This window comes from Thiohalocapsa marina (genome assembly GCF_008632335.1).
Lineage (GTDB): Bacteria > Pseudomonadota > Gammaproteobacteria > Chromatiales > Chromatiaceae > Thiohalocapsa > Thiohalocapsa marina.
The window spans coordinates 1-18,517 of record NZ_VWXX01000025.1 but is presented as its reverse complement, the minus strand read 5'-3'; the positions used below and the strand labels follow the sequence as shown (position 1 = coordinate 18,517).

At 66.0% G+C, this 18,517-nt stretch carries 16 protein-coding genes; 8 read left to right on the top strand and 8 right to left on the bottom strand.

Annotated features, from left to right (window positions below; translation table 11 throughout):
- Window positions 1–75: 75 nt before the first annotated feature.
- Together F2Q65_RS13765 and F2Q65_RS13760 are read right to left on the bottom strand one after the other, a co-directional pair.
- Window positions 76–780, bottom strand: coding sequence for a YceI family protein (locus tag F2Q65_RS13765; protein ID WP_246156223.1), 705 nt, complete (start codon window positions 778–780; stop codon window positions 76–78).
- Between the two features lie 168 nt (window positions 781–948).
- On the bottom strand, window positions 949–2,502 hold the full coding sequence (locus tag F2Q65_RS13760) for a mechanosensitive ion channel family protein (protein WP_150093987.1): 1,554 nt from the start codon (window positions 2,500–2,502) through the stop codon (window positions 949–951).
- Between the two features lie 354 nt (window positions 2,503–2,856).
- Here F2Q65_RS13760 and F2Q65_RS13755 point away from each other — a divergent pair, with 354 nt between their 5' ends.
- The 4 genes from F2Q65_RS13755 to proX all read left to right on the top strand — a co-directional run bounded on the left by F2Q65_RS13755 (window position 2,857) and on the right by proX (window position 7,932).
- Window positions 2,857–4,083 carry a hypothetical protein gene (locus tag F2Q65_RS13755; protein ID WP_386115090.1) on the top strand — a complete coding sequence of 409 codons (1,227 nt, stop codon included), beginning with the start codon at window positions 2,857–2,859 and terminating at the stop codon, window positions 4,081–4,083.
- Window positions 4,084–4,295: 212 nt separating this feature from the next.
- Window positions 4,296–5,558 (top strand): glycine betaine/L-proline ABC transporter ATP-binding protein ProV, encoded by a 1,263-nt coding sequence (gene proV, locus F2Q65_RS13750; RefSeq protein ID WP_150093986.1) that lies wholly within the window; start codon window positions 4,296–4,298, stop codon window positions 5,556–5,558.
- Window positions 5,559–5,665: 107 nt separating this feature from the next.
- Window positions 5,666–6,850, top strand: coding sequence for a glycine betaine/L-proline ABC transporter permease ProW (proW, locus tag F2Q65_RS13745; RefSeq protein ID WP_150093985.1), 1,185 nt, complete (start codon window positions 5,666–5,668; stop codon window positions 6,848–6,850).
- A gap of 65 nt (window positions 6,851–6,915) precedes the next feature.
- Window positions 6,916–7,932, top strand: coding sequence for a glycine betaine/L-proline ABC transporter substrate-binding protein ProX (gene proX / locus F2Q65_RS13740; protein ID WP_150093984.1), 1,017 nt, complete (start codon window positions 6,916–6,918; stop codon window positions 7,930–7,932).
- 65 nt (window positions 7,933–7,997) lie between these two features.
- On the opposite strand, the gene F2Q65_RS13735 is transcribed toward proX, so the two are convergent.
- From F2Q65_RS13735 to F2Q65_RS13725, 3 genes are all read right to left on the bottom strand, one after another.
- The gene (locus tag F2Q65_RS13735) at window positions 7,998–9,524 is read right to left on the bottom strand and encodes a sensor histidine kinase (protein ID WP_150093983.1); all 1,527 of its coding nucleotides are present in this window, start codon (window positions 9,522–9,524) and stop codon (window positions 7,998–8,000) included.
- The gene (locus tag F2Q65_RS13730) at window positions 9,517–10,206 is read right to left on the bottom strand and encodes a winged helix-turn-helix domain-containing protein (protein ID WP_150093982.1); all 690 of its coding nucleotides are present in this window, start codon (window positions 10,204–10,206) and stop codon (window positions 9,517–9,519) included. The genes F2Q65_RS13735 and F2Q65_RS13730 overlap by 8 nt, the downstream gene beginning before the upstream one ends.
- A 378-nt stretch (window positions 10,207–10,584) precedes the next feature.
- Window positions 10,585–12,126, bottom strand: coding sequence for a DegQ family serine endoprotease (locus tag F2Q65_RS13725; RefSeq protein WP_150093981.1), 1,542 nt, complete (start codon window positions 12,124–12,126; stop codon window positions 10,585–10,587).
- A gap of 727 nt (window positions 12,127–12,853) precedes the next feature.
- Between F2Q65_RS13725 and F2Q65_RS13715 the strand changes: the two genes are divergently transcribed.
- Both F2Q65_RS13715 and F2Q65_RS13710 read left to right on the top strand, forming a co-directional pair.
- Window positions 12,854–13,051 carry a hypothetical protein gene (locus tag F2Q65_RS13715; protein WP_150093980.1) on the top strand — a complete coding sequence of 66 codons (198 nt, stop codon included), beginning with the start codon at window positions 12,854–12,856 and terminating at the stop codon, window positions 13,049–13,051.
- Entirely contained in the window at window positions 13,048–13,344 is a 297-nt protein-coding gene (locus tag F2Q65_RS13710; RefSeq protein ID WP_150093979.1) for a hypothetical protein, read from the top strand. The genes F2Q65_RS13715 and F2Q65_RS13710 overlap by 4 nt, the downstream gene beginning before the upstream one ends.
- Window positions 13,345–13,374: 30 nt before the next feature.
- On the opposite strand, the gene F2Q65_RS13705 is transcribed toward F2Q65_RS13710, so the two are convergent.
- Together F2Q65_RS13705 and ald are read right to left on the bottom strand one after the other, a co-directional pair.
- Window positions 13,375–14,256 carry a 2-hydroxy-3-oxopropionate reductase gene (locus F2Q65_RS13705; protein WP_150093978.1) on the bottom strand — a complete coding sequence of 294 codons (882 nt, stop codon included), beginning with the start codon at window positions 14,254–14,256 and terminating at the stop codon, window positions 13,375–13,377.
- A 670-nt stretch (window positions 14,257–14,926) separates the two neighbouring features.
- Window positions 14,927–16,186, bottom strand: coding sequence for an alanine dehydrogenase (gene ald, locus F2Q65_RS13700; protein WP_342782241.1), 1,260 nt, complete (start codon window positions 16,184–16,186; stop codon window positions 14,927–14,929).
- Window positions 16,187–16,543: 357 nt separating this feature from the next.
- On the opposite strand from ald, the gene F2Q65_RS19510 reads away from it, so the two are divergent.
- On the top strand, window positions 16,544–17,344 hold the full coding sequence (locus tag F2Q65_RS19510; protein ID WP_170265708.1) for a class I SAM-dependent methyltransferase: 801 nt from the start codon (window positions 16,544–16,546) through the stop codon (window positions 17,342–17,344).
- Between the two features lie 319 nt (window positions 17,345–17,663).
- Window positions 17,664–18,161: a DsrE family protein gene (locus tag F2Q65_RS13690; protein WP_150093975.1), complete on the top strand. Its 498-nt coding sequence runs from the start codon at window positions 17,664–17,666 to the stop codon at window positions 18,159–18,161.
- A gap of 101 nt (window positions 18,162–18,262) precedes the next feature.
- Here the strand turns inward: F2Q65_RS13690 and F2Q65_RS19710 are convergent.
- On the bottom strand, window positions 18,263–18,517 hold a 255-nt coding region (locus tag F2Q65_RS19710), incomplete at its 5' end, for a hypothetical protein (protein WP_211354042.1).

Sequence of the window (18,517 nt, the reverse complement as noted above, 5' to 3'; positions counted from 1 at the left end):
CGCCTCAGCGGTTAATATTCAACGTCTTGGACGACTCGCTTTGGGCGAGCCGGCCTGTGCGCAAGCCCGGGCAAATCAATCGGCGATGCCGACGAAGGTGAGCACGAAGCTCACCGGCACCGCATGGCTGATGCTGTCGAGTCCGGCGATCTCTCGCAGCCGCTCCACCCCGTCAGCCATGCCGAAGTCCGCCGCCTCGATCAGCAGCGGCTTGCGGCTCGCCACCATCAAGGTGTCATCCGCTACCCGGGCCACCTGCATGTCCAGCACCACCGGCTGGGTCTGGCCGTGCAGCAACAACTGCCCCTCGGCGGCAACGGCCTCGATGTCGCCGGTCCGCAGGCCGGCCAGCAGCGCCGGATCGATCCTGGCCGTCAGTGCCGCGTCGCCGTAGTTCGTCGTCTGGAACAACAGCTCGCGCATGCGCTCGTTACGAATGGGCACCAGGGTCTCGACGCTATCGAGCATCAGCACCACCGTGGCCTTGCCGTCGGTGTCGACGCTTCCGGCCACATCGGCAAAGCTGTGCGCCTCGGCCACGTCCTTCGACTTGATGGTGACGAAGGCCACATGGGAGCGCGCCGGGTCCAGCGCCCAGCCGGTGTGGCCCGCCGACATCGCAGCAGGCATTTGGCCAGACATTTGGGCTGATGGCTGGCCAGCGACCTGGGCGAACACCAGTCCGGGCATCAGGCCAAGGATGAGACCAAGCGTCAGGCCGGGAGTCAGGCCTAATGGCAAAAGGGCAGCGGCGAATGGATTGGCGGAACGGTTGCGCATGATCGTCTCCGGGGCGGCGGCTAAGCCGGGAAGCAGTGATGGACCGAGTCGGGGGCGTCGGACTGTGACCCTACCTCCCCCTGCCCTGGCAGATGGGGCGCCCCACGGCGAACCACAACCGCAGCAAATGCACAGGGCGGTTCCGATTGAGGCCAGCCCGCCCCGGCCTCACCGTCGGCGATCGGAACCGCCGCGGCCGGTTCCGCGGATCCGCCGCTCGACGCTGGCGCGGATATCCCGCAGTGACAGACGCCGTGCATCCCGACGGCTCACGGCACGCGCGGCCTCGGCCACATCCAGCCGGGCCTTGACCACCGCCGCCAGCCGGTCCGACAGTTCAGGCCGGGCGGCCACGATGTCGCGCACGCAGTCCAGATCCACACGGATCAGCGTCACGTCGGTGTTGGCGACATACTCCAGAAAGCTCGGTTCCGGCGTCAGCATCGCGGCCAGGCCGAAGTACTTGCCCGGCTCCAGCGTTTCCACGATCTTGCGCGTGCCGTCCGGCAAGCGCACCGCGGTATCCACCAGCCCGCCGGCAATGATGTAGAAGGCATCGCTGATGGCCCCCTCGGCAACCAGTACATGGCCGCTGTTGAAGTGGCAGTACTGGCTGCTGGACGCCATCCGGGCCAGTTCGTCGTCGGTGAGGTTCGCTGCCAGATCCAGCCCCTTCAGCGCCAGCGCGATGGTGGGCGGCTCCGCGGTCATGACACGGGCGCGGCGGGTGCGCATCTCCTGCACCTGGGGCGCGATCTCGATGCCCGCCTCCTGCAAGCCCCGGTGGATCTCACGGAACAGTTCCTCGCGCGCCCGGAACATGGCCGGATAGTTCTTCAGGTGCACCCAGACCATGTAACGGTAGGGCAGGCTCGCGCCATCGGCGAGCCGCACGACCGGATTCGGAAACTTGAGCACGCTTTCGCAACGCATCGCCGCATCCAGCAGTAGCGCGGTGGCAAAGCGTGGATCCACGTCCGCCGGTATCTGCACGAAATACCAGGGCGCATACAGGTGGCGTTCGCCGTGCAGGTTCTTGAACGCATCGCCCGCCAAGCGGGCGTTCGGGATCACATGAGTGGCATTGTCCCAGCCGCGCAGATGGGTGGCGCGCCAGTTCATGTCCACCACCTGCCCGAGAGTGCCGTTGCCCAGTTCGAGCCAGTCGCCGATCTTGAACGGCCCCTCGAGCCCCAGCGCGATCCCGGAGAAGAGGTCGTTCAGGGTCTTCTGCAACGCCAGGCCCAGCACCGCCGCGGCCACGCCGGTGGACACCCACAGCCCGGCGAAGGAGTAACCGCGCTGCCACATGAAAAGCCCCAGGGCAAACAGCAGCAGCACCCCGTAGACCAGGCCGACGATGAGCTTCGGTACCCGCTGCGTACCCGCCTCTCTGGCGCGCTGATGCAGCGAGACCGCCAGCAGGTGGCCCAGCGACCAGGCCAGTGCCAGGTAGACCGCAAGCCAGGTCGCGCCGCGCAGACCGGCCTCGAACGACGGCGCGGCAAGACCGGCGCCGGCCAGCCGCAGCAGGCCACCGGCAATCAGGCAGGCCGACGGCAGCAGCAGCACATCCAGCGCTGCCAGCGCGCGGGGGAAGCGTTCGCTCATGGGCGGATCACCGAGCAGGCGCACGGCGACCTGCCAGAGGACAAAGGCCACCAGTGCGCCCAGCAGCAGATGCCAGTGGCTGGCGACGAATCCGTCGATCAGAGGGTTCATGCGGATTGCCTTGCGAATGAGACGGCAGTCTGGGGATTGGCCCGGCAGTTGCATCACGGCAACAGATGGCGTTATTTTGAAAAAGGCGTCGCGAGAGCGCAACAGCTCGCAGACGCCTCTGATGCAACCGCAACCCGAAAGGCGCCTATGTCTTCCAACGCACGACGGGCAGGTCCCGTTACACCATCGACCTATGGCACGCGTCCCGCCAGGGCCGCGCTGCTTGCCCTCCCCGCCCTGGCCCTGGTTGGCGCCACCCCGCTGGCTGCCGCCACCACCGACGCGCTGGAACAGCGCATCGCCGAGCTCCAGGCAGAACTCGAACAGGCCAAGCGCGAGCTGGCCGATGCCCGCATGACCCTGGAAACGGTCTGCCCGGACGAGGCCGGCCGCTGTCCCGAGCCCGTCAAGGCCAAGCCCGAGGCGGACAAGATCACCCTCGGCCCCCTGACCGTCGGCGGCGCCATCCGCGCCAACTACGTCAACGGCGACTACCCCGGCGGCGGCAGCGGCCCCTCCCGCGGCGGCAACGGCGGCAACTTCGAGCTGGACGTCTTCCGCATCAACGTAGACCTGAACTACGAGAACATCGTGGGCAAGCTGGAGTACCGCTGGTACGACGGCTACAACTTCCTGCACACCGGCTGGGTCGGCTACAACTTCGACAACGGCAGCCAGGTGCAGGTCGGCGTCAACCGCGTGCCCTTTGGCCCCGGCGCCTACGGCGTCTCGCAGAGCTGGTTCTTCGACCAGCATTACTACCTTGGCCTGGCGGACGACATGGATGTGGGCATCAAGTACGTCACCAGCATCGGCGACTGGGACCTGGATTTTGCCTACTACGCCCGCAGCGAGTGGAACGGCAACGGCACCAGCGAGGACAGCGCCCGCTACAGCTACGACTCGGTCATCTGGGAGTCCGCGCTGGACGCCGACGGCAATGTCATCGGTGCCGCCCCCAACGGCTACGAAGAGCGCAACCAGTTCAACATCCGCGCCATCTACGGCCTGGACGACATCGCCATTCCCACCGAGATCGGCGTCTCGCTGCAGTATGGCCAGCTCCATGGCCGCCGCGCCGACGACGGCGATCACTGGGCCGCCTCGGTGCACATGAAGAACAGCTGGAACAACTGGCTGCTGGCCACCCAGCTGACGCGCTATAAGTTCAACATCGATGACGACAACCTGCTCGGCACCGACGAACTGATCCCGATGGGCGCATTCGACTTCGCCTGGCCCGCCGCCACGGATGCCTGGGTGCCGGCCGTGTCGCTGAGCTACCTGTACCAGGCCAACCGCATCCCCTGGCTGGATTCGGTGCGGCCCTATGTCGAGTACAGCAGCATCGTCAAGGAAGACAGCAGCTTCAACGACAGCGAGCTGTTCGTCCTCGGCGCCGCCTGGGCACGCCAGGGCTGGTACATCTACACCGACGCGGCCTGGTCCAACGGCAACTACTTTGTCGGCAGCAAGGGTGACAACTACAGCAACATCCTTGACGGTGTCGGCGATTTCGGTGCCAACGGCAACGACCGCTGGAACTTCCGCTTCAACATCAACTTCGGCTACTACTTCTGAGCCAACTCGTCCGCGGTACGTGCGCGCGCCGCGGACGGGGCTGATTTGACATGGTGCAACCGGGTCTCTAGCCTGAGTCGTACCGGGCCAGTCTGCACCATGCTGCCGGCCCCCTGTCAGTCACCAGCCAAGCTTCGCCGGGAACATCCTCCCGATCCCATCGGCCGTCGGCATCGGCGCGCTGTCATCGCAAACCGGAGCGTCTCCCGACCATGAGCGGACGCGAACAAGCGGCTCACCACGAGCCACGCACCAACGAATCCAATGCATCCAGCGGCAACGGCCAAGAGGTCAAGGTCGTTGTCGAGAATCTGTACAAGATCTTCGGCGACCAGCCGGAGGAGGCCCTGCGCCTGCTGCGCGAAGGGGTGGACAAGGACCAGATCTTCGACCGCACCGGCCAGACCGTGGGCGTCTGCGACGCCAGCTTCTCCATCCGCAAGGGCGAGATCTTCGTCATCATGGGCCTGTCCGGCTCGGGCAAGTCAACCATGGTGCGGCTGCTGAACCGGCTGATCGAGCCCAGCGCCGGCAAGGTCATCGTCGACGGTCGCGACATCGCCGCCATCAGCCCGCAGGAGCTGCTGGAGCTGCGCCGGCGCGACATGAGCATGGTGTTCCAGTCCTTCGCGCTGATGCCGCATCTGACGGTGTGCCAGAACGCCGCCTTCGGCCTGGAACTGGCCGGCGTCGGCGCCGCGGAGCGCCACAAGCGCGCCCTGGCCGCGCTGGAACAGGTGGGGCTCGCAGCCTGGGCCGACAGCTATCCGGACGAGCTCTCCGGCGGCATGCAGCAGCGCGTGGGCCTGGCCCGTGCCCTGGCCAACGACCCGTCCGTGATGCTGATGGACGAGGCCTTCTCCGCCCTCGACCCGCTGATCCGCAGCGAGATGCAGGAAGAGCTGCTGCAACTGCAGGAGCACAGCAGCCGCACCATCGTCTTCATCTCCCACGACCTGGACGAGGCCATGCGCATCGGCGACCGCATCGCCATCATGGAGGGTGGGCGCGTGGTGCAGGTGGGCACCCCCGATGAGATCCTGCGCAATCCCGCCGACGACTACGTGCGCTCGTTCTTCCGCGGCGTCGACGTGGCCGCGGTGTTCAAGGCCGGCGACATCGCCCGCAAGAAGCAGGTGACCGTCATCGAGCGCCACGACGAGGGCGTTCGCGCAGCGCTGTCGCTGCTGCGCGAGCACGACCGCGAATACGGCTATGTGGTGGACAAGGGGCAGCGCTTCCACGGCGTGGTCTCCCTGGACTCGCTGCAGACGGAACTGCGCAGCAGCGCACCCCGGCTCAGTCGCGCCTACCTGCCGGAGGTGCCGACACTGAGCGCCGACACCCCCATCAGCGACCTGCTCGGGGTGGTGGCCAGCACCGCCTGCGGCCTGCCGGTGGTGGACGCGCAGAATCGCTACCGCGGCGTCATCACCAAGGCCAGCCTGCTCGAAACGCTGGACCGGGAAGGATGAACCCACGCCTGCACCGGCCCGACTCGCCCGAATCGACGTGACCCGCCGGCCAGCGGTGCCCCGGCACCGACGGCCACGGGCACCCAACAACAGCAGACACCCTGACCATGGCTGAAGACACCAACCCCTGGGCGGCAGCAAGCCCGTCAGCAGACAACGCATCCAACCCCTGGGCAGCAGCAAGCCCGTCAGCAGACAACGCATCTAACCCCTGGTCCGGTGCTGACGCAGCGCCGCCCGTGCCGCCCCAGGCAGAAGCGCAGGAACCTGCCGGGGCCTCCAACCCCTGGGGCGGCCCCGATGACGCCGCCACCGACACCGCCGGCGACTGGCTGGCCAGCAGCGGCGCCGGCGAAGCGGAACCGGCCCTGGACCTGCTGCACCCGTTTCAGGACGCGGTGATCCCCGTCGGCGACTGGGTCGACTCCGGCCTGGACTGGCTGGTAGACAACTTCCGGCCGGTGTTCCAGGCCATACGCTGGCCCATCGACGGCACCCTCAGCAGCATCGAGGCCACCCTGCTGGCCGTGCCGGACGTGCTCATGATCCTGCTCATCGGCCTGCTGGCCTGGCAGGCGGGCGGCCGCCGGCTGGGCATCGGCGCCGTGCTGTCGCTGCTCACCATCGGCCTGATCGGCGCCTGGTCCGAGGCCATGGTCACCCTGGCGCTGGTGCTGACCTCTGTCTTCTTCTGCCTGGTGGTCGGGCTGCCCACCGGCATCTGGCTGGCCCGCAGCGACCGCGCCGCCACCACCATCCGCCCGGTGCTGGACGCCATGCAGACCACCCCCGCGTTCGTCTACCTGGTGCCGGTGGTCATGCTGTTCGGCATCGGCAACGTGCCCGGCGTGGTGGTCACCATCATCTTCGCCCTGCCGCCGCTGATCCGGCTCACCAACCTGGGCATTCGTCAGGTCCCGTCCGATCTGGTCGAGGCGGCCCGTTCCTTCGGCGCCTCGCCGCGGCAGCTCCTGTTCAAGGTGCAGCTGCCCCTGGCCATGCCCACCATCATGGCCGGCGTCAACCAGACGCTGATGCTGGCCCTGTCCATGGTGGTCATCGCCTCCATGATCGCCGTCGGCGGTCTCGGCCAGATGGTGCTGCGCGGCATCGGCCGGCTCGACATGGGCCTGGCCACCATCGGCGGCATCGGCATCGTGCTGCTGGCCATCATCCTCGACCGCATGACCCAGGCCGTGGGCCAGTCGGACCGCACCAAGCCGGCCCGGCACTGGTACCTGACCGGCCCCGCCGGAGTGGTCATGCGCCTGGTGGGGCGCGCCGAGTCCTGAGACCCATCCGTACCACTCCCATCCATTCAGCATCCTTGCCTTCAACAGCCAACGGAGACCCAACCATGCCAACCGCATTCAACCTGAACCCCCGCTTGCGAACCGCCCTGTTCTCCGCCGTCTGCCTGGCCGGCGGCACGGCAGTCGCCAGCGAGCTGCCCGGCGAAGGGATCGAGGTCCAGCCACTGAAGAGTTCCATCGCCGAGGAGACCTTCCAGACCCTGCTGGTGATGAAGGCCCTGGAAGAGCTTGGCTACGAGGTCGAGGACATCAAGGAGATCGAGTACGCCGCCGGGCACGTCGCCCTGGCCAACGGCGATGCCACCTTCATGGCCGACCACTGGGATCCGCTGCACATCGACTTCTACGAGACCGCCGGCGGTGACGAGAAGCTGTTCCGCGAAGGCGTCTACTCCGCCGGCGCGCTGCAAGGCTACCTGATCGACAAGGCCACCGCCGACAAGCATGGCATCACCAACGTCGAGCAACTGAAGGATCCGGAGATCGCCAAGCTGTTCGACAGCAACGATGACGGCAAGGCAGATCTGGCCGGCTGCACCCCGGGCTGGGGCTGCGAGAAGATCATCGAGCACCACCTGGATGCCTACGGCCTGCGCGACACCGTCACCCACAACCAGGGCAGCTACTCCGCCGTGATGGCCGACACCATTGCCCGCTACGAGCAGGGCGAGCCGGTGTTCTACTACACCTGGACCCCCTACTGGGTGAGCGGCGTGCTGGTGCCCGGCAAGGACGTGGTCTGGCTGCAGGTGCCCTTCAGTGCGCTGCCCGGCGAGCGCACCGATGTGGACACCTCGCTGCCGGACGGCTCCAACTACGGCTTCCAGGCCAACACCCAGCACATCATCGCCAATCGTGAATGGGCCGAGGCCAATCCCGCGGCCGCCAGGCTGTTCGCGATCATGGAGCTGAGCAACAACGACATCAGTGCCCAGAACCTGCGCATGCGCGACGGCGAAGATAGCGCCCGGGACATCGAGCGCCACACCGACGCCTGGATCAAGGCCCACCGCGACACCTTTGACGCCTGGCTGGAGCAGGCCCGCGCGGCGGCGGAATAAGCCCCGGCCGTACGGGCGCCTCCAAGGGCGCCCCCAAGGCCGCCGGTGCTCGCCGGCGGCCTTGACTACCTGAGCCCCGCCTCAATCCCCGCGCGCATCCCGTCCTGCCCACTGGCCTGACGTCGGGGCCCATCAGGCACGACATCTGCCACTGCCGGCAATCGCATGCTCACCCGCAATCCGGGTCCGGCCGCATCCAGACGCAGCTCGGCGCCGTGCAACTGCGCCACCGCCTGCACCAGACTCAACCCCAGTCCATGCCCCGGAGCGCTGCGGCTGGCATCCACGCGAAAGAAACGCTGCAGCACCTTGTCGCGCAGTTCCGCCGGGATACCGGGGCCGGAATCGCTGACATCCACCTGCACCCGGTCGCCCTCCCGCATAGCCCGAACGCCAATGCGCCCCCCAGCGGGCGTGTACTTGATGGCGTTGTCCAGCAGATTCGCAATCGCCTGAAACAGCAGATCGCGGTCCCCGTGCACCCGCAAGGCGCCGACACCGGTACCGGCACCGGCCAACTCCACCCGCAACTGCTGCCCCTTGTCCGCCGCCAGAGGCTCGTAGAACTCCGCCACATCCGACAGCAGCGGCGCCAGGTCCAGATCGCCGAAGGCCGCCCGCCGCGCACCGGACTCCACCCGCGCGATACGCAGCAGCGCGTTGAACGCCGACAACAGCTCCTCGGCGTCGTTGATGGCCGCCTCCACCTGAGCCGCAGCCACCCCCGGCAAGGCCGCATCCCGCAACTGGCTCAGCTTGGTGTGCAAGCGGCTCAATGGGGTGCGCAGGTCATGGGCGATATTGTCCGAGACCTGCCGCACACTGCTCATCAGCTCCTCGATCCGCGCCAGCATCCGATTGAGGTTCAGCGCCAGCCGGTCCAGTTCGTCGCCGCTGCCGTCCGTCGGCACGCGCCGCGACAGATCCCCCTCCATGATCTCGCGGCAGACCTGGTTCACCGCCTCGATGCGACGCAGCACACCACCGCTGAGAAACCAGGCCCCGAGCAGGGCCAGGCCCGCAGTGATCGCCAGCCCCCAGGCAAGCGCCTCCTGAATCAGGTCCCGCGTGGCGGTCAGCTCGCGCACATCCCGGCCGACCAGCAACCGCTGCCCGCCGCGCAATCGGAACACCTTGGCCCGCGCCCGGTGCTCGCGGCCGGCGCCGCCCAGCTCCGAAGCCGCCGCCTCCCGCAGACGGAACTCGATCCAGCCGTCCCGGTCCGGCTCCACGCCAGGCCAGGTATCGATGTTGCCCACCAGCGGTGCATAACTGCCGTCCGCCAGCAGATACACCATCGCCCCGGACGGATCACGCGCCACCCGCTCCGCAATGACCGTCGACAGCCCCGACAGCCCGCGCCGGCGATACTGCTCCGCCAGGCCCTGGATCTCAGCCCCAATGGTCAGATCCGTCTGCCGCGCCATGTAGCCGGCGGTAGACCAGTAGATGAATCCCAGCAGAATGCCGGCAGAGCCCCCCAGCAGCAGCACGTACAACAGCACCAGCCGGAAGGTGAAACTGGACAGGATGCGACGCGCCGAACGCGCCGGGGCTGACGGCCCCAGCCCGGCCCCGCCGGACTCAGCCATGCCGCGTAGCGTCACGCATCACATAGCCCGCCCCGCGCACCGTGTGCAACAACGGCGGCTCGAAATCCCTGTCGATCTTGCCCCGCAGACGGCTGATATGCACATCGATGACATTGGTCTGCGGATCGAAGGTGTAATCCCAGACCTGCTCCAGCAACATCGTGCGCGTCACCACCTGCCCCGCATGACGCATCAGATACTCCAGCAGCCGAAACTCCCGCGGCTGCAACGCAATGCGCTGCCCCGCCCGCATCACCTCCCGTGTCAGCAGATCCATCTCCAGATCCGCCACCTGCAACCGCGTCTCCGGCTGATCCCCCGGCTTGGCCCGACGCAACAATGCCTCCACCCGCGCATGCAGCTCGGAAAAGGCAAACGGCTTCACCAGATAGTCATCGCCGCCCGCGCGCAATCCATCCACGCGATCATCCACCTCACCCAGCGCGCTCAGGATCAGCACCGGCGTCTGATTGCCCGACGCGCGCAAGGTCCGCACGATGCCCAGCCCGTCCAGCGAGGGCAACATGCGATCGATCACCATCACGTCATACGCATTGCCCGCGCCCAGCAGCAATCCCTCGCGACCATCCGCCGCCTGATCCACCGTCGCCCCTAGCTCACCAAAGGCCTTGGCCAGATAGGCCGCCAGCTGCGGATCATCTTCGATGATCAGAACGCGCATAGGTTTCTATTCACAAGATGCCAGCCTCCAGCCTCCAGCCGCTCGAGATACTCATATCGCTCCTGGCCCCGGCTTGATTAACCGCAGAGTCGCAGAGCGCGCAGGGCAGAAAACGCGCAGAGGAGTCACCAACCGATAGCAGTGCAGGGCCCAATAGCAGTGCAGGGCTGGCGGGCTGGGTGGCGGCGGGCGGGGGTCTTGATCGCAGGGATGCGATCATGAAGCCTCCAGGGACGGATTCACGGCGTCCCCCGACCGCCGGCACCCAGCCCGCCAGCCCGTCCCCAAAGAAGCGCTAAGCGATAGCCCGCCTCCAAGGAAGGTCAAGCCACCAGCCGGCCCGGCCCGCTCGCCGTCACCCAATAAGAGCAACCAACCTCAAGCAAAGGGCACGGCCACGAACCGCAGCTTGCCCCCCTGCTCCACCCGCAACAGCACCGACCCCCGTTCCTGCCGCGACGCCTCACGCACCGCTGCCGCAACCTCATCCGGCGTCGACACCGACTGCTGCCCCACCATCGAGATCAGGCTCCCCGCCTGGATGCCCGCCAACTGCGCCGGACTCCCCGGCTGCACCTGCGCCACCAGTACACCCGAGGCATCCGCCTCCAGACCATGTTCCGCCCGCAGCTCCGGGGTCAACGGCGCCAGCATCAGCCCGATACGCGGCCCATCCGCCACTGCCTCCGGCGCGCCCCGGCCCGCCAGCGACTCACCCGGCATGCGACCGATGCGCACCTCCATCACCCGCGTCTTGCCGCCGCGCACCACCTCCAGTTCAACCTCCGTGCCCGCATCGATCCCCGCAATCAACCGCGTCAGATCCCGATGCCCCACCATCGGCTCACCCGCCGCGCGCACGATCACATCCCCGCTGCGCACACCCGCGGCCTCCGCCGGGCTATCCGGCAACACATCCGCCACCAGCACGCCGGCCACCTCATCCAGCCCCAGGCTCTCTGCCACTGCCTCGGTCACCGACTGGATCTGCACCCCCAGCCAGCCCCGCTCCACGCGACCCTTGGCACGCAACTCCGCAACGATGTCCGCCGCCGTCTCCGCCGGAATGGCGAAACCGATCCCGATATTGCCGCCGCTCGGCGAGTAGATCGCCGTATTCACGCCAATCACCCGACCCCGGGCATCAAACAACGGACCACCCGAATTGCCACGATTGATCGGCGCATCGATCTGCAGATAGTCGTCATAGGGGCCAGACTGGATATCCCGACCGCGGGCCGAAATGATGCCCGCATTCACCGAACCGCCCAGACCGAATGGATTGCCGATGGCCAGCACCCAGTCACCCACGCGCGCCTCGCTGCTGTCCGCAAGATCCACGTAAGGCAGCGCCTTGTCCGTATCCACCTTGATCAACGCCAGATCCGTCTTCGCATCCCGGCCGATCACACGGGCGTCGTAACGAGACCCGTCATTCAGCGTCACCTCGATCCGCTGAGCACCGCTGATCACGTGATTGTTGGTCACGATATACCCGTCCGGACCGATGATGAAGCCCGAGCCCTCGCCCTCTCGTGGACTCGGCATCATCTCCGGCACGGACCCGAACTGCTTGAAAAACTCATGCATCGGCGAGCCCTCCGGCACACCATGCATCGACATCCGCCGTAACGGCTTCTGCTCCACCGTCACATTCACCACCGCCGGCGTCACCCGCTCCGCCACATCGGCAAAACTCGGCGGCCCCGCCGGCTGCGCCAATGGCGCCCGCGACAACGCGCCCTGAACCGTCGCCTCGGCCCCCTGAGCCTGGGCCGCACGCCAGCCATCAGACACCGCCATCGCCCCCGCGACACCCAAGGTCACAGCCACCGCAACTGCCAGTGCCCGCCGACGCAAAGCGCCGCGCGTATCTGCACCGACACCGGCACGCACACCGGCACCCTCGACCGACAGCATCTGCCGCCCCGGATCCGCAACAGCTCCCTTCGACACCGATGAAAATCGCATTACCCTCACCCTCTCAAGAACAGAAATCGCCGCCTGGCGGCAACAGCCCCGCCCCTCACCTGGTAGGGCGGCGGAACAACTCAGCAAACAGGATAATTCCACCGCCGTTACCCCGCCCTTGCCGCCAGATTAACTTTCGTCCATTCTTGGACCAAATCAACGCCTGGCCGTACATGGCGGCATAGTGCCGATGCCTGCCCATGCAGCGCGTGGGTACAAGGCCAAACCACGAACACCTCAGTCACCGGTAGGCACGCCACCGGCACAATGCCCGAAGGCGAGCGGGCGTATCGACAACATGAGGCACACCAGCGCGGCACCAGCACAATGCCCGAAGGCCAGCGGGCTGGGGGCCGGCGAGCGGGGGTCTTGATCGCATGGATGCGATCATGAAGCCTCCACGGATGGATTCACGGCGTCCCCCCCCCCCCCGCGCCCCCCCCCCCCGGCCCCCCCCCCCAGCGGGGGGGGTATACCCAGAGGGCGGGGGCCGCGGGGTGTGGGGGGCGGGGGGGGGTGGTTTTTTATGCCTTTTATCTTAAAATTATCCACCAAGTTTTTATAGCCGGGCGCCCCCCCCGGGCCGCCCCCCCCCCCGCTCGCCCACCCCCCTAAGCCAGCCCCAAAGCCAGCCCCGAGAATCACATACCCAGAGGCCCGACAAAGGAGCATCCCCATGCCAAGCCAGGAACAGATCGAAATGAGCCGCTACCAGCGCGAACTCGAACACGACGTCCAGCACCTGGTCAAAAAATACTGCCGCATCATGAGCTGGGACATCCCGGAACTCGACGAAAAGGAAGCCAGCCGCCTCATCCTCGACGCCCTGCAAACCGCCGTCAACGACACCGTCAAGGCCCACACCCCAACGTGACTCCCTACCGCACCCTGCCGCCCCTGCTCGCCGCGCTCAGCCTCGCGGCCTGCGGCTCCAACCCCGAGACCGAGCGGCACTACTGCACCCTCAAGCCCGGCATGACCATCGACCAACTCACCGCCTGCGGCTGCCTGCTCAACAACAGCAGCAGCGTCAGCCAACTGCCTGACAGCGAAACCGACGCCGACGTGCAGCGCATCATCATCGTCAACTACATCTGCCCCCAGGGCCAGCAAGGGCTCGCCAGCGTCACCGTCGTCAATGGCATTGCCGACGCCGTCTACCAATAGCATACGGCACTGGTACCGCTACCGGCAGCTTCAGGCCTTACCATGCGTCCGCTGCTGCACCCGATGCAGCGCGGCCGAATCCAGATCCCCCTCACCCTGACCCACCAGCGCATTGATCAACTGCGTCACCTGCGCCGCACCAGGCAACCCGATGCCCAGCTCACTCGCCGCCTCCAGCACAATCCGCATGTCCTTCTGGTGCAACGCCGCCTTGAACCCTGGCACATAGTCCGACTCCAGCATCCGCCGGCCATGCACATCCAGCACCCGGCTGCCGGCAAACCCGCCCAGCAACGCCTCCCGTACCTTCGCCGGATCCACCCCCGACGCACGCGCCAACAACATCGCCTCACCCACCGCCGCAATCGTCTGCGCAACCAGCACCTGGTTACACGCCTTGCACACCTGACCGGCACCATTGTCCCCTACATGCACAATGTTCTGGCCCATCACCTCGAACAACGGCCGCACTCGCAAAAACGCGTCCTCCGACCCACCCACCATGATCGACAAGGTCCCCGCCGCCGCGCCCACATCTCCGCCGGACACCGGCGCATCCAGCATCTCCGCCCCCACCTCGCGCAACCGCTCCGCCATCGCCCGCGTTGCCGACGGAGAGATCGTGCTCATGTCCACCACGATCGCACCAGGCCGCACTCCCTCGATCACACCCTCATCGCCCAGAACCACCTGCTCCACATCCGGCGTATCTGACACCATGACAAACACAATCGAAGACCGGCGCGCCACCTCCGCCGGACTCGAACAGCCCGTCGCCCCCGCCTCCAGCAACGGCACCATCGACACCTGACGCCGGGCATACACCGTCAGCGGATACCCCGCCCGCACCAGATTCAACGCCATGGGACGCCCCATGATCCCCAGCCCGATAAAACCGATAGTCTCAGTCATTTAAAATCCCCAAAGATGAAAGATGTCAGTGGAGAGCCACCAGCCACCAGTCGCAAGTCCCCAGTCGCTCAACATGAGCATGTCGCTCCTGGCCGCGGCATGATCAACCACAGAGTCGCAGAGCAGACAGCGCGGAACTGACCGGCAGGATGCCCGAATCCAGTGCCAGGGAGGGTGGCATCGGCAGGGTTCGAAAGGTCCGCTGCCGGCACGTGCCTGCCCTCCCTGGCCTGGGTCCCGGCTTCCCGGCCGGGACGACTTTGTTACGTGTCAATGGCCACCAGTCTCCAGCCGCCAGCCGCCAGCCGCCAGCCGCCAGCCGCCAGCCGCCAGCCGCCAGCCATTAGCTTCCAGCCGCCACGATCATCTCACGCCACCAACCGCTGGTTGCGCAGGGCTGGTGGGCTGGGTACCGGCGGTCGGGGGTCTCGATCGCAGGGATGCGATCGTGAAGCCTCCAGGGATGGATTCACGGCGTCCCCCGACTGCCGGTACCCAGCCCGCCAGCCCGTCTCCAACAAAACTAAAGCCGCCAGCCGACAGCCATTAGCCGACAGCCGCCGCGACCATCTCACGCGTCCAACTGCTGGTTGCGCAGGGCCGGTGGGCTGGGTGCTGGCGGGCGGGGGTCTCGAACGAAGTCGAGACAGCCAACAAAAAGAACAACCCGTCAGAGAATCACATCACCCGGCGCCCGAAACTCAAGGCCGAACGCCTCCGCCACCGCCGCATGCGTCACCTGCCCCGCCAGCACATTCGCCGCCGTCCGCAACACCGGATGCGCCGCCGCAGCGGCCATCCCCAGGTCCGCCAGCAAACGCACATAGGGCCCCGTCGCATTCGTCAACGCAAACGTCGCCGTCCGCGGCACCGCACCCGGCATGTTCGCCACACAGTAATGCACCACACCATCGACTACAAAGGTCGGCTCCGCATGCGTCGTCGGACGACTCGTCTCCACACAGCCCCCCTGATCGATCGCCACATCCACGATCACCGGCCCGTCATCCCGCATCAGCTTCAGATCCTCCCGCCGGATCAACATCGGCGCCCGGGCACCACTCACCAACACCGCCCCGATCACCAGATCTGCCGAGGGCAACTGCTCACGCAACGCATACGGGCTGCTCGCCAGCGTCCGCACATTCGCCGGCATGATGTCACTGAGCCAGCGCAACCGCTGCAGATCCACATCCATCACCAGCACATCCGCCCCCAGACCCGCCGCAATGCGTGCCGCGTTCGCCCCCACGTGACCGCCACCCAGCACCAGCACCCGCGCCGGCTCAACCCCCGGCACCCCACCCAGCAGGATGCCCCGACCGCCCTTGTGCGCCTCCAGGAAAAAGGCCCCGATCTGCACCGACATCCGCCCCGCCACCTCGCTCATGGGCGTCAGCAACGGTAAATGCCCGGCCACCGTCAGCGTCTCATAGGCGAAGCAGTGCACTCCACTGGCGCACATCGCCTCCGTCAGTCCACGGCTGGCGGCAAAGTGGAAATAGGTAAACAGCATCTGCCCGGGCCGCAGCAGCGGATACTCCTGCGGCAGCGGCTCCTTCACCTTCACCACCAGCTCCGCTGCGCCATACACCGCCGCCGCGTCAGCAACGATCTCGGCGCCGGCCTGCGCAAACTGGTCATCCAAAATCCCGGCACCGCTGCCAGCCCCTGCCTGCACCAGCACCCGATGACCAGCGGTCACCAGATCATGCACCATGGCAGGCACGGCACCGACCCGGTTTTCCTGCTCCTTGATCTCTTTCGGCACACCAATAATCACTGACAGCAACCTCCAGAACGCAACGCCGTCGGTACACGCCGACTCATGACACACCGCCCCGCGGGCCCGCCGCCTGCCCCAGCCGAACGAACAGCGAGGCAAAATCGTAGTCGCGCACGGCCTCGGGAACGGGCGCGCACTGTGCATGGATCTGAACACACCACACCGCCTCGTGCTGGTTCAGAAACTGCTCGCTGGCGAAATCGTCCGAAATCGTCCGGCGCAACAAGGCCAGCAGGCGCGACGATCGGCAAGCGAGTCAGACCTGCGCGGACTCCATATGGCAAGACGATGTGTCAGACTGCAAGTCTAATCGAAAACGGAGGTGGTACCAGGGTTGGGGTCGGGGCTTTCAACTGCGAACCGCTATCCCTTGCCTGCAAGTTCAAGACTCGAGTGGGAGTTTCCTGTCCCCCTTTACCCTTCACGCTTCACCCCTCACACTGCGCCTTCGCTGGCGCACTTGGCGTCACGGCGGTTCAACGGCGACTTCCAGGATCAACCATGCGCACCAAGGCCGAGCAATATATCCACGGTTTCGGGCCGGTGGAAGAACAACGCCTGCGGGAACAGGCCGCGGTGCTGGCGCCGGTGGTCTTCAACGGCCTGACGCTGCCGCAGGCCGGGCGTCTGCTGGAACTGGGCTGCGGCGTCGGCGCCGAACTGGCGCTCATCGCCGAGCGCTGGCCCGGGTTGCAACTCACCGGTATCGATCTGAGCATCAGCCACCTGCGCGCCGCGCAGCGGCATCTCGGTGACGCGGCCTTGCTCGCCCGCGGCGACGGGGCCTGCCTGCCCTTTGCCGACGCCACCTTCGATACCGTGATCACCATCTGGATGCTGGAGCACGTGGCCGATGCAGACGCCGTGTTTCGCGAGGCCTTGCGGGTGCTGGCCCCGGGGGGCCGCCTGATCTGCACCGAGGTGGACAACACCACCTTCCGCTTTCTGCCGGAGCAACCCGCCATTCGCACCTGGTGGGACCTGTTCTGCGCACAGCAACGCCACGGCGGCGACCCCGAGATCGGCCGCCGTCTAGCGGATCTGGCGCGCCGCCACCGCTGCCAGCACGTCCGCACATGCGACCTCCCCGTGGTCTCCAGCAGCCTGTTCCCCGAACGGCGCAACCTGCTGCTGAACTACATACAAGACCTGCTGCTGTCCGGCGCCGAGCACCTGCAACACGCCGGCGTCGCCGATCAGGTGCTGATGGACGCGCTGCAGGCCGAACTCGACCAAGTCCGACAGGACCCAAGCATCCAGTTCGAATACCACGCCATCAGGCTCACCTGCCAATCCCGGTGACCCTCAACCGCAGGGACAGTGTATTTATTGCTGAATGAACATGACAATCATTCGATTGCACTCTTAAAATGACAGTATACTGAATGCAAATCAAAGCGACAGTTTATATATTACAAGACCCAAAGTGCGATGATGCTCTCTGAAAGACAAGCCCTATCATTGGCCAGAAACATAAACCGTCCCGTCTTTGGACTCCCTCGGCAGCACCCTCAGTTACGGTGACGGTATATTCATTACAAGCCCAGTCGCTGGCTGAAAACGTTATAAATCAGCGTTTTCCTCACACAACCAGACCCATTCACCAAAGGAGGCCCCATCCATGGCTGCACACCTTCGTTACGCCTGTCTGATCGGGTTGCTGAGCCTGCTTCCCACGCTTGTGCTGGCGGAAAAGCCCGCGGACACTCAAGCGCTTGCGGGCGTCGAGACCGGCAAGGTCGCCTGGGATATCAATATGGGCGATGCCAAGAAGTTGCGCCTGTACCTGCAGGTCATGGCCGAGACCTACGACGATCTCAAGCGCCAGGGCGTGGAGCCGGATATGGTCTTCACCTTTCGGGGGCCTTCCCTGCCGTTGATCTCCAGCGAACATGCTGACGTTCCGCTGGATGAGATCGAGCACTATGAGGCGGTGGCCGAGCAGATCGCGGCGCTGCAGCAAAAGCCCGGCGTTCGCATGGAGGCTTGCTCGATCGCTGCCCGTCTGTTTGGCGTGGAAGCCGAGACGCTGCTGCCCGGCATCGATTTCGTCGGCAACACCTTCGTCTCGCAGATCGGCTATCAGTCCAAGGGCTACGCGAGTATCCCGATCTTTTGACCAGACTCGCCAGTGCCTGGCGGCTAGGGAAATGCTGCTTTATGCAGCATTTTCCACGCGAGGCAGGATGCCCTACCATTTATAGCGCCACACTCCGCTGACTATTGAAGCAATTCGGAAACCGTGCTTTCGAACCTGTTGCCGTGACACGGATTTAATGTACTGTCAGATGATCTGGCAGCCTGGCGGAACTTGTGGGGCTTGATCATCGCGCCGGCCGGTAGCCGGAGGGTGGACAAGCGCAGCGCCGTCCACAAAACCCCGCGCTGCCGCTGCCGCTGGTGGACGGCGCTGCGCTTGTCCATATATGGTCCGCCCCGCGATGCAAGAGCGAAATCGCTGTTGAACAGAAGAAG

Excerpts from the sequence above, each read along its gene's own strand:
- F2Q65_RS13765 (WP_246156223.1), bottom strand. The coding sequence starts at position 780 with ATGCGCAACCGTTCCGCCAATCCATTCGCCGCTGCCCTTTTGCCATTA.
- F2Q65_RS13760 (WP_150093987.1), bottom strand. The coding sequence starts at position 2,502 with ATGAACCCTCTGATCGACGGATTCGTCGCCAGCCACTGGCATCTGCTG.
- F2Q65_RS13755 (WP_386115090.1), top strand. The coding sequence starts at position 2,857 with ATGACCCTGGAAACGGTCTGCCCGGACGAGGCCGGCCGCTGTCCCGAG.
- proV (WP_150093986.1), top strand. The coding sequence starts at position 4,296 with ATGAGCGGACGCGAACAAGCGGCTCACCACGAGCCACGCACCAACGAA.
- proW (WP_150093985.1), top strand. The coding sequence starts at position 5,666 with ATGGCTGAAGACACCAACCCCTGGGCGGCAGCAAGCCCGTCAGCAGAC.
- proX (WP_150093984.1), top strand. The coding sequence starts at position 6,916 with ATGCCAACCGCATTCAACCTGAACCCCCGCTTGCGAACCGCCCTGTTC.
- F2Q65_RS13735 (WP_150093983.1), bottom strand. The coding sequence starts at position 9,524 with ATGGCTGAGTCCGGCGGGGCCGGGCTGGGGCCGTCAGCCCCGGCGCGT.
- F2Q65_RS13730 (WP_150093982.1), bottom strand. The coding sequence starts at position 10,206 with ATGCGCGTTCTGATCATCGAAGATGATCCGCAGCTGGCGGCCTATCTG.
- F2Q65_RS13725 (WP_150093981.1), bottom strand. The coding sequence starts at position 12,126 with ATGCTGTCGGTCGAGGGTGCCGGTGTGCGTGCCGGTGTCGGTGCAGAT.
- F2Q65_RS13715 (WP_150093980.1), top strand. The coding sequence starts at position 12,854 with ATGCCAAGCCAGGAACAGATCGAAATGAGCCGCTACCAGCGCGAACTC.
- F2Q65_RS13705 (WP_150093978.1), bottom strand. The coding sequence starts at position 14,256 with ATGACTGAGACTATCGGTTTTATCGGGCTGGGGATCATGGGGCGTCCC.
- ald (WP_342782241.1), bottom strand. The coding sequence starts at position 16,186 with ATGCACAGTGCGCGCCCGTTCCCGAGGCCGTGCGCGACTACGATTTTG.
- F2Q65_RS19510 (WP_170265708.1), top strand. The coding sequence starts at position 16,544 with ATGCGCACCAAGGCCGAGCAATATATCCACGGTTTCGGGCCGGTGGAA.
- F2Q65_RS13690 (WP_150093975.1), top strand. The coding sequence starts at position 17,664 with ATGGCTGCACACCTTCGTTACGCCTGTCTGATCGGGTTGCTGAGCCTG.